At 73.7% G+C, this 12,939-nt stretch carries 11 protein-coding genes; 3 read left to right on the plus strand and 8 right to left on the minus strand.

Going from position 1 to position 12,939, the window contains the following annotated elements; genetic code table 11:
- Positions 1–32: 32 nt before the first annotated feature.
- Positions 33–1,076, minus strand: coding sequence for a mechanosensitive ion channel family protein (locus ENKNEFLB_RS05780; protein WP_214058322.1), 1,044 nt, complete (start codon positions 1,074–1,076; stop codon positions 33–35).
- Positions 1,077–1,109: 33 nt separating this feature from the next.
- A complete protein-coding gene (locus tag ENKNEFLB_RS05785; RefSeq protein ID WP_214058323.1) occupies positions 1,110–3,662 on the minus strand; it encodes a bifunctional FO biosynthesis protein CofGH in 2,553 nt (850 codons plus the stop codon).
- Positions 3,663–3,752: 90 nt separating this feature from the next.
- Between ENKNEFLB_RS05785 and ENKNEFLB_RS05790 the strand changes: the two genes are divergently transcribed.
- Entirely contained in the window at positions 3,753–5,300 is a 1,548-nt protein-coding gene (locus ENKNEFLB_RS05790) for an acyl-CoA synthetase (RefSeq protein WP_214058324.1), read from the plus strand.
- Between the two features lie 21 nt (positions 5,301–5,321).
- Here ENKNEFLB_RS05790 and ENKNEFLB_RS05795 read toward each other — a convergent pair whose 3' ends face one another.
- The 5 genes from ENKNEFLB_RS05795 to ENKNEFLB_RS05815 form a co-directional block, all read right to left on the minus strand.
- Entirely contained in the window at positions 5,322–6,158 is an 837-nt protein-coding gene (locus ENKNEFLB_RS05795; protein ID WP_214058325.1) for a class I SAM-dependent methyltransferase, read from the minus strand.
- A gap of 175 nt (positions 6,159–6,333) precedes the next feature.
- Positions 6,334–6,696 carry a hypothetical protein gene (locus ENKNEFLB_RS05800; RefSeq protein WP_214058326.1) on the minus strand — a complete coding sequence of 121 codons (363 nt, stop codon included), beginning with the start codon at positions 6,694–6,696 and terminating at the stop codon, positions 6,334–6,336.
- A gap of 3 nt (positions 6,697–6,699) precedes the next feature.
- Positions 6,700–7,848: an acyl-CoA dehydrogenase family protein gene (locus ENKNEFLB_RS05805; protein WP_214058327.1), complete on the minus strand. Its 1,149-nt coding sequence runs from the start codon at positions 7,846–7,848 to the stop codon at positions 6,700–6,702.
- 76 nt (positions 7,849–7,924) lie between these two features.
- Positions 7,925–8,956 carry an LLM class F420-dependent oxidoreductase gene (locus tag ENKNEFLB_RS05810; protein ID WP_214058328.1) on the minus strand — a complete coding sequence of 344 codons (1,032 nt, stop codon included), beginning with the start codon at positions 8,954–8,956 and terminating at the stop codon, positions 7,925–7,927.
- Positions 8,957–9,006: 50 nt separating this feature from the next.
- Positions 9,007–11,121: an acyltransferase family protein gene (locus tag ENKNEFLB_RS05815; protein ID WP_214058329.1), complete on the minus strand. Its 2,115-nt coding sequence runs from the start codon at positions 11,119–11,121 to the stop codon at positions 9,007–9,009.
- 168 nt (positions 11,122–11,289) lie between these two features.
- Between ENKNEFLB_RS05815 and npdG the strand changes: the two genes are divergently transcribed.
- Positions 11,290–11,961 carry an NADPH-dependent F420 reductase gene (gene npdG / locus ENKNEFLB_RS05820; protein ID WP_214058330.1) on the plus strand — a complete coding sequence of 224 codons (672 nt, stop codon included), beginning with the start codon at positions 11,290–11,292 and terminating at the stop codon, positions 11,959–11,961.
- A gap of 1 nt (position 11,962) precedes the next feature.
- Here the strand turns inward: npdG and ENKNEFLB_RS05825 are convergent, their stop codons facing one another.
- A complete protein-coding gene (locus tag ENKNEFLB_RS05825) occupies positions 11,963–12,511 on the minus strand; it encodes a YbaK/EbsC family protein (protein WP_246535857.1) in 549 nt (182 codons plus the stop codon).
- Positions 12,512–12,548: 37 nt separating this feature from the next.
- Between ENKNEFLB_RS05825 and ENKNEFLB_RS05830 the strand changes: the two genes are divergently transcribed.
- Positions 12,549–12,908 (plus strand): hypothetical protein, encoded by a 360-nt coding sequence (locus ENKNEFLB_RS05830; protein WP_214058332.1) that lies wholly within the window; start codon positions 12,549–12,551, stop codon positions 12,906–12,908.
- Positions 12,909–12,939 lie beyond the last annotated feature (31 nt).

Genomic DNA, 12,939 nt, shown 5'->3' on the forward strand with positions numbered 1-12,939 from the left:
GGCAGGACTTAAGTTGGTCGGGACAACAAAGGTCAGGCGTCCTCGGTGCGATCGACCGTCAGTCGCTGGCGCGGCAGACCGGCCGGGTCGTGCGTCCGGGCCCAGCGCAGCAGCTCCTCGCGCACGTGGCAGCGCAGGTCGAAGAGCAGCGAGGCGTCCGCGGCGGACACCAGCACGCGGACCCGCGCGAACCCGCCGACCGCGTCGGTGACCTGGAGGACCTGGGTACGCCCGTCCCACAGGTCGGTGAGCGGGAGCACCCGCTCGAGCTCGCGGCGCATGCCGTCGGTGTCGACACCGAAGTCGAGGTCCATCTCGACGACGCCGAGCAGCTCGGAGCCGTGCCGGGTCCAGTTCTGGAACGGCGTGGTCGTGAAGTAGGTGCAGGGCAGGACCATCCGGCGGTCGTCCCACAGCCGGACCACGACGTAGCTGAGCGTGATCTCCTCGATCCAGCCCCACTCCTGCTCCACGATCACGGCGTCGTCGAGCCGGATCGCGTCCGAGAACGCCAGCTGCATCCCGGCGAAGACGTTGGCCAACGTGCTCTGGGCGGCCAGGGCGGCCACCACCGAGATCAGTCCGGCCGAGGCCAGGACGCTGGCGCCGACCGCGCGGACTCCCGGGAAGGTCAGCATCACCGCGCCGACGGTGACCAGGACGACGACCGCGACGGTCAACCGGCGCAGGATCAGCACCTGGGTGCGCCGGCGCCGGGCGACCCGGTTGTCGGGCACGTCGGTGCGCGCGCCGATCAGCGCGAGGTCGCCGAGGAACAGCAGCACCACGCCGACCAGCCAGGCCACCGCGACGATGGCCAGCACCCGCCCGGTGTGCGTGGTGGCCTGCCACCACAGCTCCTGCCGCTCCCCGCGCACGCCCGCGACCACCCCGTTCAGGGCGAGCACCAGGACCAGTACCCGGAACGGCAGCCGCGCGGCGTGGACCAGGCGCCGCCCCGGCTCCCAGCGGCGCACCGCCAGTCGTGCCAGCAGCTCCACGACGACCACGGCCAGGAGGGCGCCGAGCAGCGCCCCGCCCAGCGCCAGCGCCAGCTCGGTCCGGGTCAGGCTCATGGGTGGCAGTCTGCCGGGTCGGCGACGGCCGGGTCAGCGACCGCCGTAGAGCGTGGTCCGCTCGCGCACGGGGCGTCCGATGCCGGCGCCGATCTCGACCAGCTCGGCGACGGTCTTGGCCGAGCCGTGCTCGGAGCCGGCCATCCGGCTGATCGTCTCCTCCATCAGCGTGCCGCCGACGTCGTTGGCGCCCGCACGCAGCATCGCCCGGGTGCCGTCGACGCCGAGCTTGACCCACGAGGTCTGGATGCTGTCGATCCGGCCGTGCAGCAGGATCCGGGCCATCGCGTGCACCGCCAGGTTGTCGCGCAGGGTCGGGCCCGGGCGAGCCACGCCGGCGAGGTAGATCGGCGCGGAGGTGTGCACGAAGGGCAGCGGCACGAACTCGGTGAACCCGGCGGCGCCGTGCTCGCGGGCGGCGTCCTGGACCGCCGACAGCACCCGGAGGTGGCTCACCCAGTGCCGCGGGTGGTCGACGTGGCCGTACATCATCGTCGAGGTCGTCGGCAGGCCGACGCGGTGCGCGGTGGAGACCACCTCGACCCAGGTGCGGGTGGGCAGCTTGCCCTTGGTCAGCACCCAGCGGACCTCGTCGTCGAGGATCTCCGCGGCGGTGCCGGGCAACGAGCCCAGGCCGGACTCGCGGGCCTTGATCAGGAAGTCCTCCACGCTCAGCCCGGTGCGGGCGGTGCCGTTGACGACCTCCATCGGGGAGAAGGCGTGCACGTGCATGTCGGGCACCCGGCGGCGCACCGCGGCGGCGAGGTCGAAGTACGCCGAGGCCGGCAGCTCGGGGTCGATCCCGCCCTGCATGCAGACCTCGGTGGCGCCCAGGTCCCAGGCCTCGGCGGCGCGGTCGGCGACCTCGTCCAGGGTCAGCGAGTAGGCGTCGGCGTCGGTGCGCCGCTGGGCGAAGGCGCAGAAGCGGCAGCCGACGTAGCAGACGTTGGTGAAGTTGATGTTCCGGTTGACCACGTAGGTCACGTCGTCGCCGACCACCTCGCGGCGCAGGTCGTCGGCCAGCCGACAGACCTCGGCCAGCAGGTCGCCCTCGGCGGTCATCAGGGTCAGCGCGTGCTCGTCGGACAGCCCGCCGGGGTCGGCCTCGGCCGCGGCCAGCGCCTCCCGGCCGTGCGCGTGCAGCACGACCGGCCCGCCCGCCGAGGCCGTGGCCGCGTCGGCCACCGAGCCCCAGTCGCCGTAGACGGTGTCGAAGTCGGCGCGGCGGTCGCCGGTGCGGCCCTCGGTGTCGACCGCCGTGTGCAGGTCGGTACGCCCGGAGCCGGCCCCGGGGCCGGCGAACCCGCCGTCCGGCTCCTGCCAGGGGCGACCCACCGGGCGTACGCCCGGCACCGCCAGGCCGTCGGGCCCGGCCAGGGCGGCCACGTGGCCGGCGACCCGGGGGTCCAGCCAGGGCTCGCCGTGCTCGAGGGCACCGCGGACCTGCTCGGGGTGCACCGTCAGCCGGGCGCGCAGCTCGAGGCCGGCGTCGGCGGTGAGCTCCCGCAGCCGCTCGAGGCTGGGCCAGGGCCGCTCGGGGTTGACGTGGTCGGGCGTCAGCGGGGAGACACCGCCCCAGTCGTCGATCCCGGCGTCGAGCAGGGCCCGGGCCTCCGGCGCCGACCCGGCGTGGTCGACCAGGTTCGGCGGGGCCTGGACCCGGGCGCGGGGGCCGAGGACCAGCCGGGTCACGGCGACGGCGGCGAGGTGCTCGTCGAGGTCGACGTCGTCGACGTGGCGCATCGCGGTGTCGGGCTTGGCCCGGAAGTTCTGGACGATGACCTCCTGGACCGAGCCGTAGGCCCGGGAGACGCGACGCAGCGCGAAGATCGTGTCTGCCCGCTCCTCCAGGGTCTCGCCGATGCCGACGAGCAGGCCCGTGGTGAAGGGGACCGCGAGCCGCCCGGCGTCCTCGAGCACCCGCAGCCGTACGTCGGGGTCCTTGTCGGGGGAGCCGAAGTGGGCCAGCCCGCGGGTCTCGTGCAGCCGCCGCGAGGTCGTCTCGAGCATCATGCCCATCGAGGGCGAGACCGGCTTGAGCCGGTTCATCTCCTCCCAGGTCATCACGCCGGGGTTGAGGTGCGGCAGCAGGCCGGTCTCCTCGAGGACCCGTACCGCCATCGCGCGCACGTAGGCCAGCGTCGAGTCGTAGCCCTGCTCGTCGAGCCACGCCCGCGCCTCCGGCCACCGGTCCTCGGGCCGGTCGCCGAGGGTGAACAGCGCCTCCAGGCAGCCCAGTGCGGCCCCCTCGGAGGCGAGGGCGAGGATCTCGTCGGGGGACAGGAAGAGCGGCTCGTCGGCCCGCTCGAGGTGGCCCGGGGTGGTCACGAAGGTGCAGTAGTGGCACCGGTCGCGGCACAGCCGGGTGACGGGGACGAAAACCTTGGGCGAGTAGGTCACCACGCCCGGACGGCCCGCGGCGACCAGGCCGGCGTCGCGCACCGCGGCGGCCGCCCGGCAGAGCCGGTCGAGGTCGTCGCCGGTCGCGGCGAGGAGCGCGGCCGCCTCCGCGGGGTCCAGCGCGGCGCCGCGCTCGGCCCGCGCGAGAGCGCGTCGTACCTGCTGGGGCGTGGGGCGCTCGCTCATCACGACCACGGTATCCCGGCCCCGCGGCGCGACGACGCGCGACCGGCACCGGTGCTGGCGCACGGGCTGTGGTGCGGGCACACTGCGCCGATGTACCCGGGAACCTGGGCGGCCCTCCACCCCGACAAGCCGGCGCTCGTCATGGCGGGGTCCGGCCGCACCCTGACCTACCGCGAGCTCGACGAGCGCAGCGCGCGCCTGGCCCGGCACCTGCACGACCGGGGCCTGCGCACCGGGGACGTGGTGGCGCTGGTCAGCGACAACACGCCGGAGGCGTACGAGGTCTACTGGGCGGCGCTGCGCTCGGGGCTCTACGTCACCGCGGTCAACCACCACCTGACGGCCGCGGAGGCCGCCTACGTCGTGGAGGACTGCGGGGCCCGGGCGCTGGTGGTGTCGGCCACGGTCCCGCGCACGCCGCAGGCGCTCGCCGCGAGGCTCGGCGGGGTCCGGGAGCGGCTGGCCTTCGCGGGTGCGGTGGAGGGCTACGCCGACTACGAGGCGGTGCTGGCGGCGTCCTCGCCCGCGCCGCTGCCCCTGCAGCCGCACGGCGACGACCTGCTCTACTCCTCCGGCACGACCGGTCGGCCCAAGGGCGTCAAGCCGCCGCTGCCGGGGATCGCGGTCGACGAGCCCGGCTACCGCTACGTGGCCCTGTTCGGGACGCTCTACTCGTTCACCGAGGACACCGTCTACCTCTCGCCGGCGCCGGTCTACCACGCCGCCCCGCTGCGCTTCGGCGGTGTCGTGCACGCCACCGGCGGGACCCTGGTGATGATGGAGCGCTTCGAGCCGGAGGCCTTCCTGCGCGCCGTCGAGGAGCACCGCGTCACCCACACGCAGTGCGTGCCGACGATGTTCGTCCGCCTGCTGAAGCTGCCCGAGAAGGTGCGCGCCGCGGCGGACACCTCCTCGCTGCGCGTGGTCGTGCACGCAGCGGCTCCCTGCCCGGTCGAGGTGAAGCGGGCGATGATCGACTGGCTCGGCCCCCTCGTGGAGGAGTACTACGCCTCGACCGAGGCCAACGGCGCGACCTGCATCGACTCGGCCCAGTGGCTGGCCCACCCCGGCTCGGTCGGCCGGGCCCTGCTCGGGACGGTCCGCGTCGTCGGCGAGGACGGCGCCGAGGTCGCCACCGGCGAGGTCGGCACGATCTACTTCGAGCGGCCGGAGTTCGAGGGCGCGCCGTTCAGCTACCACAACGACCCGGAGAGGACGCGGGCCACGCAGCACCCCGACCACCCCACCTGGACGACCGTGGGCGACCTCGGGCGCGTCGACGAGGAGGGGTACCTCTACCTGACCGACCGCAAGGCGTTCATGGTGATCTCCGGCGGCGTGAACATCTACCCGCAGGAGGTCGAGGACCACTTCAGCCTGCACCCGGCCGTGGCCGACGTCGCCGTGCTCGGCGTCCCCGACGACGACCTGGGGGAGCGGCTGGTGGCCTTCGTCCAGCCGGCCGACGCCGCGGTCCCCGGCCCCGACCTGGCCCGCGACCTGACCGCCTTCGCCCGCGAGCGGATGGCTGCGTACAAGGTGCCGCGCGAGTTCCTCTTCCGCGCCACGCTGCCGCGCACGCCCACCGGCAAGATGGTCAAGGGGCGCCTCCAGGAGGAGTACGCCGCCACGCGCTGACGCCGGTCCCGGGCGGGGTGGTCAGCCGGGGGCGACCGCCTGCAGCGTGTAGCTGTGCGGGAGCCGCTCAGGGCGGTCGACCAGGCGCATCTCGCCCCCGCCGACCGGTTCCATCTGCCCCGGCAGGGCGTCCCACGGGACGCTGTCGTGCTCGACCAGGCCGGTGATCCGCAGGCCCTGGTCGAGCAGGGCGGTGACGATCTCGCCGAGACCGTGGTTCCACTCGTGCGTGGTGGTGCTGGTGAACACGTGGTCGGTCTCGACGTAGGTCCCGCCGTCGTCCCACACGATCGGGTCCACGGTCTCGACGTAGGGCAGCTCGAGGGCCAGCAGCCCGTCGGGGCGCGGGTCGGGCAGCGCCCAGAGGACGGGATGGCCCTCCCGCAGGAAGAGCCGCCCGCCGGGGGCCAGCAGCCGCGCGACCACCGCGGCCCAGCGGGCCACCGACGGCAGCCAGCACAGCGCCCCGATCCCGGTGTAGACGAGGTCGTAGGCGTGCTCGGGCAGCACGTCGGCCGCGTCGTGCACGTCGGCCTGCACGAAGTCGACCTCCGCCCCGGTCGCCGCGGCGAGGGACCGGGCGTGCTCGAGCGAGGCGCCGCTGAAGTCCAGCCCGGTCATCCGGGCGCCGAGCCGCGCCAGCGAGACGGTGTCCGTGCCGAGGTGGCACTGCAGGTGCACCCCGCGCAGACCGGCCACGTCACCGAGCCGCGGCAGGTCGAAGCGCACCACCCCGGAGAGGAAGGCGGGGTCCGCGTGGAAGCGGGCGACCTCGTAGTCGGGCGACACCGCGTGGACCGGCGCCCGCTCGTCCCACTGGGCCCGGTTCAGGCGCACGTGCTCCGGCTCGTCGCTCATGCCCGGCACGCTGCCACACCCGCCGAGACGACGCTCCCGGACAGCCGAGATGACGCTTCCGGCGCGTCGAGATGACGGTTCCGGCGGGTACGCCGGGCTGGCTCCTCGTCGAGTCGTGGATCGGTGTCACCTGGTGGCACCAGATCGCGAGTCGAGGCGGTTCCTCGACCACCGGTCAGCCGGGAGCTGCGCCAGTCCGGCGCAGGATCTCGTCGACCACCTCGGACAACGGGCGCGTGGCGTCGACCACGACGCCGTCCGGGACGTCCTCCCCGGTGCGGTGCAGCCGGACCACGAGGTCGCGCTCAGCCGGCTGCGACCCCCACTCGCCGTCCGTACACGAGGCGAGCCGTTCCTCGAGCGTGCCGAGATCGACGTGGAGCACGAAGAGCCCGTCGAACAGGTCGACGAGGGCGGCGTGGTTCCGGGAGCCGCCGCAGAAGAAGGTGGCGTCGTGGCTGCGGTCCTCGACCAGGGCGCGCACCCGGTCCACGTGCCAGAGGTGGCCGCGTCGCCGCAGCTCGTTGCGCACCCCCATCGCTCAGATCCCGAGGCTGCGCCCGATGATCTCCTTCTGGATCTCGGTCGTGCCGCCGTAGATGGTCTGGATCCGGCTGTCGACGAACGCCTTGGCGATGGGGTACTCCGACATGTAGCCGTAGCCGCCGTGCAGCTGCACGCCGCGGTCCACGAGCTTGGTCTGCAGCTCGGTGGTCCACCACTTGGCCATCGAGGCCAGTGCGGTGTCGACGGTGCCCTCGTTGAGGCGGGTCACGCAGTCGTTGACGAAGACGCGGGCGATGTGGACCTCGGTGGCCATCTCGGCCAGGAGGAAGCGGTTGTGCTGAAACTTCCCGATGGGGCGGCCGAACGCCTCGCGCTCCCGGGCGTACGACAGGCACAGCTCCAGCACGTGCTCGCAGGCCGCGACCGCGATCGCGGCGATCGAGACCCGCTCCTGGGGGAGGTTCTGCATCAGGTAGATGAAGCCCTGGCCCTCCTCGCCGAGCAGGTTGGTCTTGGGCACGACGACGTTGTCGAAGAAGAGCTCGGCGGTGTCCTGCGCCTTCAGGCCGACCTTGTCGAGGTTGCGACCACGCTCGAAGCCCTCCATCCCGCGCTCCAGGACCAGCAGGCTGATGCCCTGGTGGCCCGCGTCGGGGTCGGTGCGCGCGACGACCACGACCACGTCGCTCATCACGCCGTTGGAGATGAACGTCTTGGAGCCGTTGACGACGTAGTGGTCGCCCTTGTCGACCGCGGAGGTGCGGATGCCCTGCAGGTCGGACCCGGCGCCCGGCTCGGTCATCGCGATCGAGGAGATCAGCTCGCCGCTGACCAGGCCGGGCAGCCAGCGCTGCTTCTGCTCCTCGGTCCCCAGCGTGCTGATGTAGGGGACGATGATGTCGGTGTGGACCGGGAAGCCGAGCCCGCTGGCCCCGACCTTGCTGATCTCCTCGGTCAGGACCATGTTGTAGCGGAAGTCCTTCATGCCGGCGCCGCCGTAGGCCTCGTCGACGTCGAAGCAGAGCAGGCCCTGCTCGCCGGCCCTGCGCCAGACCTCGCGGCTGACCTGGCCGTCCTTCTCCCACTGCGCGTGGTGCGGCACGACCTCGCGCTCGAGGAACGACCGCGCCACCGCCCGGAAGTCCTCGTGCTCCTGGTCGTAGATCGAGGCGGTCTGGGGCATCGGGGTCTCCTGGGGTCGGCCTGGATCAGCTGCTCGACCTCACTGTGACAGCAGAACTGTCAAGGTTCAAGGGTCCCTAGGAGACCCACTCCTTGAGCTGGCGGATCGTGCCCGCCGGGTCCTGCGTGGCGGGGGAGACCTGCAGGTTGGTGACGCCGGCCTCGCGGAACGCCTCGACCCGCTCCCGCACGTACGACGCCGGCCCGACCAGGTTGCCGGCCTCGAGCCAGGCGCGGGGCACCAGCGCCTCGGCCTCCGACTTGCGCCCCTCGAGGTACAGGTCCTGGATCTTCTCGGCCTCCTCCTCGAAGCCGTACTGGCGCGCCAGGTCGTTGTAGAAGTTCTTGCCGCGGGCGCCCATCCCGCCGACGTAGAGCGCGTAGGTGGGGCGCATCAGGTCGAGCAGGCCGTCGACGTCGTCGCCGATCGCGACCATGCCGCCGGCGCTGATCTCGAGCGGGCCGAGGTCGGCCGAGCGCTTGGCGGCGCCCGCGGCGAGGGCGTCGCCCCACACGGCGTGGGCGCGCTCGGGCAGGAACATGAACGGCAGCCACCCGTCGGCGACCTCTGCGGTCATCGCCACGTTCTTCTCGCCGAGAGCCGCGACCCACAGCGGCACGGAGGACCGCTCGGGCTTGGTCAGCAGCTTCAACGGCTTGCCCAGGCCGGTGCCCTGGTCGGCCGGCAGCGGCAGGGTGAAGCTGCGCCCCTGGTGCACCAGGGGCTCGCGGCGCAGCCCCATCCGCAGGATCTCGATGACCTCGCGGGTGCGGCCGAGGGGGCGGTCGTACGACATCCCGTGGAAGCCCTCGACGACCTGCGGGCCGGACGCGCCCAGCCCGATCACGGCCCGGCCGCCGGAGACGTTGTCCAGACCGGCGGCGGTCTGCAGCAGCGCGCCCGGGGTGCGGGAGTAGACGTTGAGGATGCCGGCCCCGATCTCGACCGTCGTGGTGCGCGCGGCGAGGTAGCCCATCAGGGTCGGGGCGTCGAAGCCGTACGGCTCGGCGACCCACACCGTGTCGAGACCTGCCGCCTCGAGCCCGGCGACCTGGTCGGCGGCCTCGCGGGGGTTGCCGGAGTAGACGAGGGGGGTCGAGAGCTTCACGGTTCTCCTGGGTGTCGTGGTGGTCCGCGACCCCGACGCTGCGGCGAGGGTCAGTCCTCGAGCATGTCCAGGGCCGTGCCGAGCGCCTCCGCGAGCGAGGCGGAGTACTCGGTGGTCAGGTGGTCGGAGTCACGGTAGGACAAGGTGCCGCCGATCACCGCCGGGCAGTCGCCGTCGAAGCACAGCCACGGGGTCGGGTCGACGACCTGGACGTCGGCGTCGCGGGCGGAGGAGACGGAGACGTCGGCGAGGTAGGCCGAGCGCTCCTGCGGCTCGAACGTGCACAGCTTGAGGGAGTCCTCGGCGCTGATGCAGGTCCCGGGCGCCTCGGCGGCCTTGGGCACGTCGCGGATCAGGACGGTGCGGCGGGCGGTGGCGGCGAGGTCGGCGAACAGGTCGTCGTAGCCGGCGTCCAGCAGGGGGGCGATGTCGTCGACCTCGGAGAGCTGGTCCCCGGAGTCGTCGAAGACGCCGTTGACCGGCGGCGAGGAGGCCACCACGACGAGGTCGGGGTCGAGGCTGCGCACCTGCTCCTGCGTCCACGTGTGGAACTCGCTGCACTCCGTGAAGGGCGTGTCCTCCTCGATCGGGGCCACGACGACGTGGGCTGCGGTGCACTGCGACTTCACCAGGTAGTACATCCGCCACCCGGCGGCCTCGGCGATCCGGTCGAAGGCGGGGATCCAGGCCCGGGCGTGCGAGTCCCCGATCAGCACCATCCGTCGGTCGCTGACGACCGGCCCGCGCGGGCACAGGTCGCGGACGTCGGTGCGGTAGTCGCACAGGCCCACGTCGGCGATGCTCTGCGGGAGCGCCCGGATGTCCGGGGTCAGGTCGCTGGGCACGTCGACGTCGTTGCGGGCGGCCTCGACGGAGGCCTGCACCAGGGCCTCGACCTGCGCGGTGCTGCTGCCGGACGGGTCCGCGGTGATCGCCGGGTCGTCGCCGGACTCGCCGAGCCTGCTCTCGGTCCAGGCCCACGCGCCCGCGCTCGAGCCGAGCGCCAGCACCAGGCTGACCGGGTAGAGCACCAGCCCGCGGCGCACCTGCAGGCGCACCGCCGCCCGGCCGGTGCGGAAGGGGGTCTCGACGAGCTGGAAGGTCGCCGCCGAGAGGAGGACGGTCGCCGCCAGGGCGGCGGCGGTCTCGGCCGGCACCAGCGACCGTCCGAGGGCCTGCTCGGGCAGGACGAGCGCCGGCCAGTGCCACAGGTAGAGCGAGAAGGACCAGTCGCCCACGGTCCGCATGAACCAGGTGTCGAGGAGGAGGTCGGTGACGGGTCGGACGCGGCCCGCGCCGGCCAGCAGGACCGCGGCGGTGCCGAGCACCGGCAGCGCCGCGGCGTACCCCGGGAACGGCGTGCCGGGGGAGAACAGCACGCAGGCCGCGAGCACGGCGAGCAGGCCGGCCCCGGCCAGGACCGAGGCGGAGGCCCGGGTCAGGTGCCGGGTCGTCCGCGCGGTGACCAGCGCGGCGAGCGCGCCGACGCCGAGCTCCCAGGCGCGGGTGAGGGTGGAGAAGTACGCCGCGGGCGCGTCGCCGGTGGTCTGCAGCACCGACCAGACGAACGAGCCGGCGGTCAGCACCACCAGCATGACCGCGATCGCGCCCCGCGGCAGCGGACGACCCGGGCGCAGGCCGCCGGCCGAGCCGCGCATCGTGCGGGCCGCACGCACCACGGCGACGCAGCCGAGCAGCAGCAGCGGCCAGACGACGTAGAACTGCTCCTCGACGGCCAGCGACCAGTAGTGCTGGAGCGGGGAGGCGTCGATGTCGCGGCTGAAGAAGTAGTCGTCCCGGCGGGCGAAGTGCACGTTGACGACGAACAGCCCGGCCCACAGGGCGTCGTCGACCAGACTGCGGCCGTCCAGCAGCGGCAGGACCACCAGCCCCGCGAGCAGCGTGGTCAGCAGCACGACGGTCGCGGCGGGCAGGATCCGTCGGGCCCGGCGCGCCCAGAACCGGGCCAGCGGGACGCCGTGGCCGGCGGCGAGGTCGCGGTAGAGCAGGCCGGAGATCAGGTAGCCCGAGACGACGAAGAAGACGTCCACGCCCACGAACCCGCCCGGCAGGAACGGGACCCCGGCGTGCGCGACGACGACCGCGAGGACTGCGACGGCACGCAGTCCTTGGACATCGCCGCGACTCGTCGTCGTGCCCCCCATGTCTCCCGCTCCGATCGACCCGCGCACGATATCAAGACCCGGGCCACCGGGAGCCGTCGTCGTCACGCCCGTGGGGAGCCCGGTCCCGGCCGGGTGAGACGATGCGGCCGGTCCCACCCGCACCGCACCCACCCCGAGCTCGTCCCGTCACGCCACCCGGAGGTCCCCGTGAGCCAGCACCGCATCGCCGTCGTCGGGGGGACCGGGCCGCAGGGCCGCGGCCTGGGCTACCGCTTCGCCCGCGGGGGGCACGACGTCGTCCTGGGCTCGCGCTCGGCCGAGCGCGCCGAGGAGGTCGCGGCCGAGGTCCGGGGGCGGCTCGACGGGCTCGGGGGCGCCGGCGAGGTGAGCGCCGCGACCAACGACGAGGCCTGCCGCGAGGCCGACGTCGTGCTGCTCGCGGTCCCCTACGACGGCCACGACGAGCTGGTGGCGTCCCTGCCGCTGGCCGGCAGGATCGTCGTCTCGTGCGTGAACCCGCTGGCCTTCGACAAGCGCGGTGCGCACGGGCTGGTGATCGACCACGGCCTGGGCTCGGCCGCGGAGAGCGCCCAGCGTCTGCAGCCCGACGCCACCCTGGTCGGCGCCTTCCACCACGTCTCCGCCGTGACGCTCTGGGGCGAGGAGGACTTCCTCGACGGCGAGGACGTGCTCGTGGTCGGGGACTCGCGGGAGGCCAAGGAGGTCGTGATGGAGATCGCCCGCTCGGTCACCTCGCGCCCGGGCGTCGACGCCGGCAAGCTGCGCCTGGCCCGCCAGCTCGAGCCGTTGACGGCGGTGCTGATCTCGGTGAACCGGCGCTACAAGACCCACTCCGGGCTCCGGGTCCACGGCCTGTAGGTCAGCCTGCGAGGCCGGGGACGACCTCCGCGCCGGGCAGGTCCGCCAGCCGGGACCCCGGCAGGAGCAGCTTCGACCGGCGCACGCCCGAGCCGACGACGGCCGTCTCCACGTCGAGCACCCGGGCGTCGAGCAGCAGCCGCCAGCCCCGGGGCAGGCCGACCGGCGTGATCCCGCCGTGCTCCATCCCGGAGCCCTCGACGGCGCGGTCCATCGGCAGGAACGACGCCTTGCGCACGTCGAGCAGGCGCCGGACCACGCGGTTGACGTCCGCGCGGGTGTCGGCCCGCACCAGGCAGGCCGCCACCCGCTCCTCGCCGGCGCGGGTGCCGCCCACGAGGACGCAGTTCACGCCGGCGGCGAGCGGGACGTCGTACGCCTCGCTCATCGCCGCGGTGTCCGCGAGGTCGGGGTCGATCGCCACGACGCCGACCTCGGGGGCCGGCGGCCAGCCGGCGAGGGCGGCGGCCACGGGGTCGGCCAGCAGGTCGGGACGGTCCAGGGCGGGCTCGCTGCGCAGCCGGCCCAGGACGGGCGTCGGGGAGGTCACGCAGCCATGGTGCCGCGCCGGCCCTACGCTTCGGCGCATGGAGACCCTGCGCCTGGTGCTGCTGTTCCTGCACGTCCTGGGCTACGCCGCCCTGATCGGCGGCCTGCTCGCGCAGACCCGCACCCCGGAGAAGTCGGTGAACGCGGCGATGCGCGACGGGGTCGGCACCGCCTTCGTGACCGGGCTGCTGCTCGTGGGCGTGCTGGAGGCGGGCGACGGCGACGTGGACCACGCCAAGATCGCGGTCAAGTTCGCCGTCGGGCTGGTGCTGCTGGTGCTGGTGATGGCCAACACCCGCAAGGAGCGGATCCCGCAGGGCCTGTGGCTGGGGCTGCTGGTGCTGGCCGTCGCCAACGTCGCCGTGGCGGTCTTCTGGTCGCCGGTGCACGTGAGCTGACCGTCGGCGTCGCGGCCTAGGATGGGGCCAC

Source organism: Nocardioides aquaticus, assembly GCF_018459925.1.
GTDB lineage: Bacteria > Actinomycetota > Actinomycetes > Propionibacteriales > Nocardioidaceae > Nocardioides > Nocardioides aquaticus.

What these genes read in the sequence shown, in the direction of transcription:
- ENKNEFLB_RS05785 (WP_214058323.1), bottom strand. Translation starts at nt 3,662, where the DNA reads ATGAGCGAGCGCCCCACGCCCCAGCAGGTACGACGCGCTCTCGCGCGG.
- ENKNEFLB_RS05795 (WP_214058325.1), bottom strand. Translation starts at nt 6,158, where the DNA reads ATGAGCGACGAGCCGGAGCACGTGCGCCTGAACCGGGCCCAGTGGGAC.
- ENKNEFLB_RS05790 (WP_214058324.1), top strand. Translation starts at nt 3,753, where the DNA reads ATGTACCCGGGAACCTGGGCGGCCCTCCACCCCGACAAGCCGGCGCTC.
- ENKNEFLB_RS05815 (WP_214058329.1), bottom strand. Translation starts at nt 11,121, where the DNA reads ATGGGGGGCACGACGACGAGTCGCGGCGATGTCCAAGGACTGCGTGCC.
- ENKNEFLB_RS05830 (WP_214058332.1), top strand. Translation starts at nt 12,549, where the DNA reads ATGGAGACCCTGCGCCTGGTGCTGCTGTTCCTGCACGTCCTGGGCTAC.
- ENKNEFLB_RS05800 (WP_214058326.1), bottom strand. Translation starts at nt 6,696, where the DNA reads ATGGGGGTGCGCAACGAGCTGCGGCGACGCGGCCACCTCTGGCACGTG.
- ENKNEFLB_RS05805 (WP_214058327.1), bottom strand. Translation starts at nt 7,848, where the DNA reads ATGCCCCAGACCGCCTCGATCTACGACCAGGAGCACGAGGACTTCCGG.
- ENKNEFLB_RS05780 (WP_214058322.1), bottom strand. Translation starts at nt 1,076, where the DNA reads ATGAGCCTGACCCGGACCGAGCTGGCGCTGGCGCTGGGCGGGGCGCTG.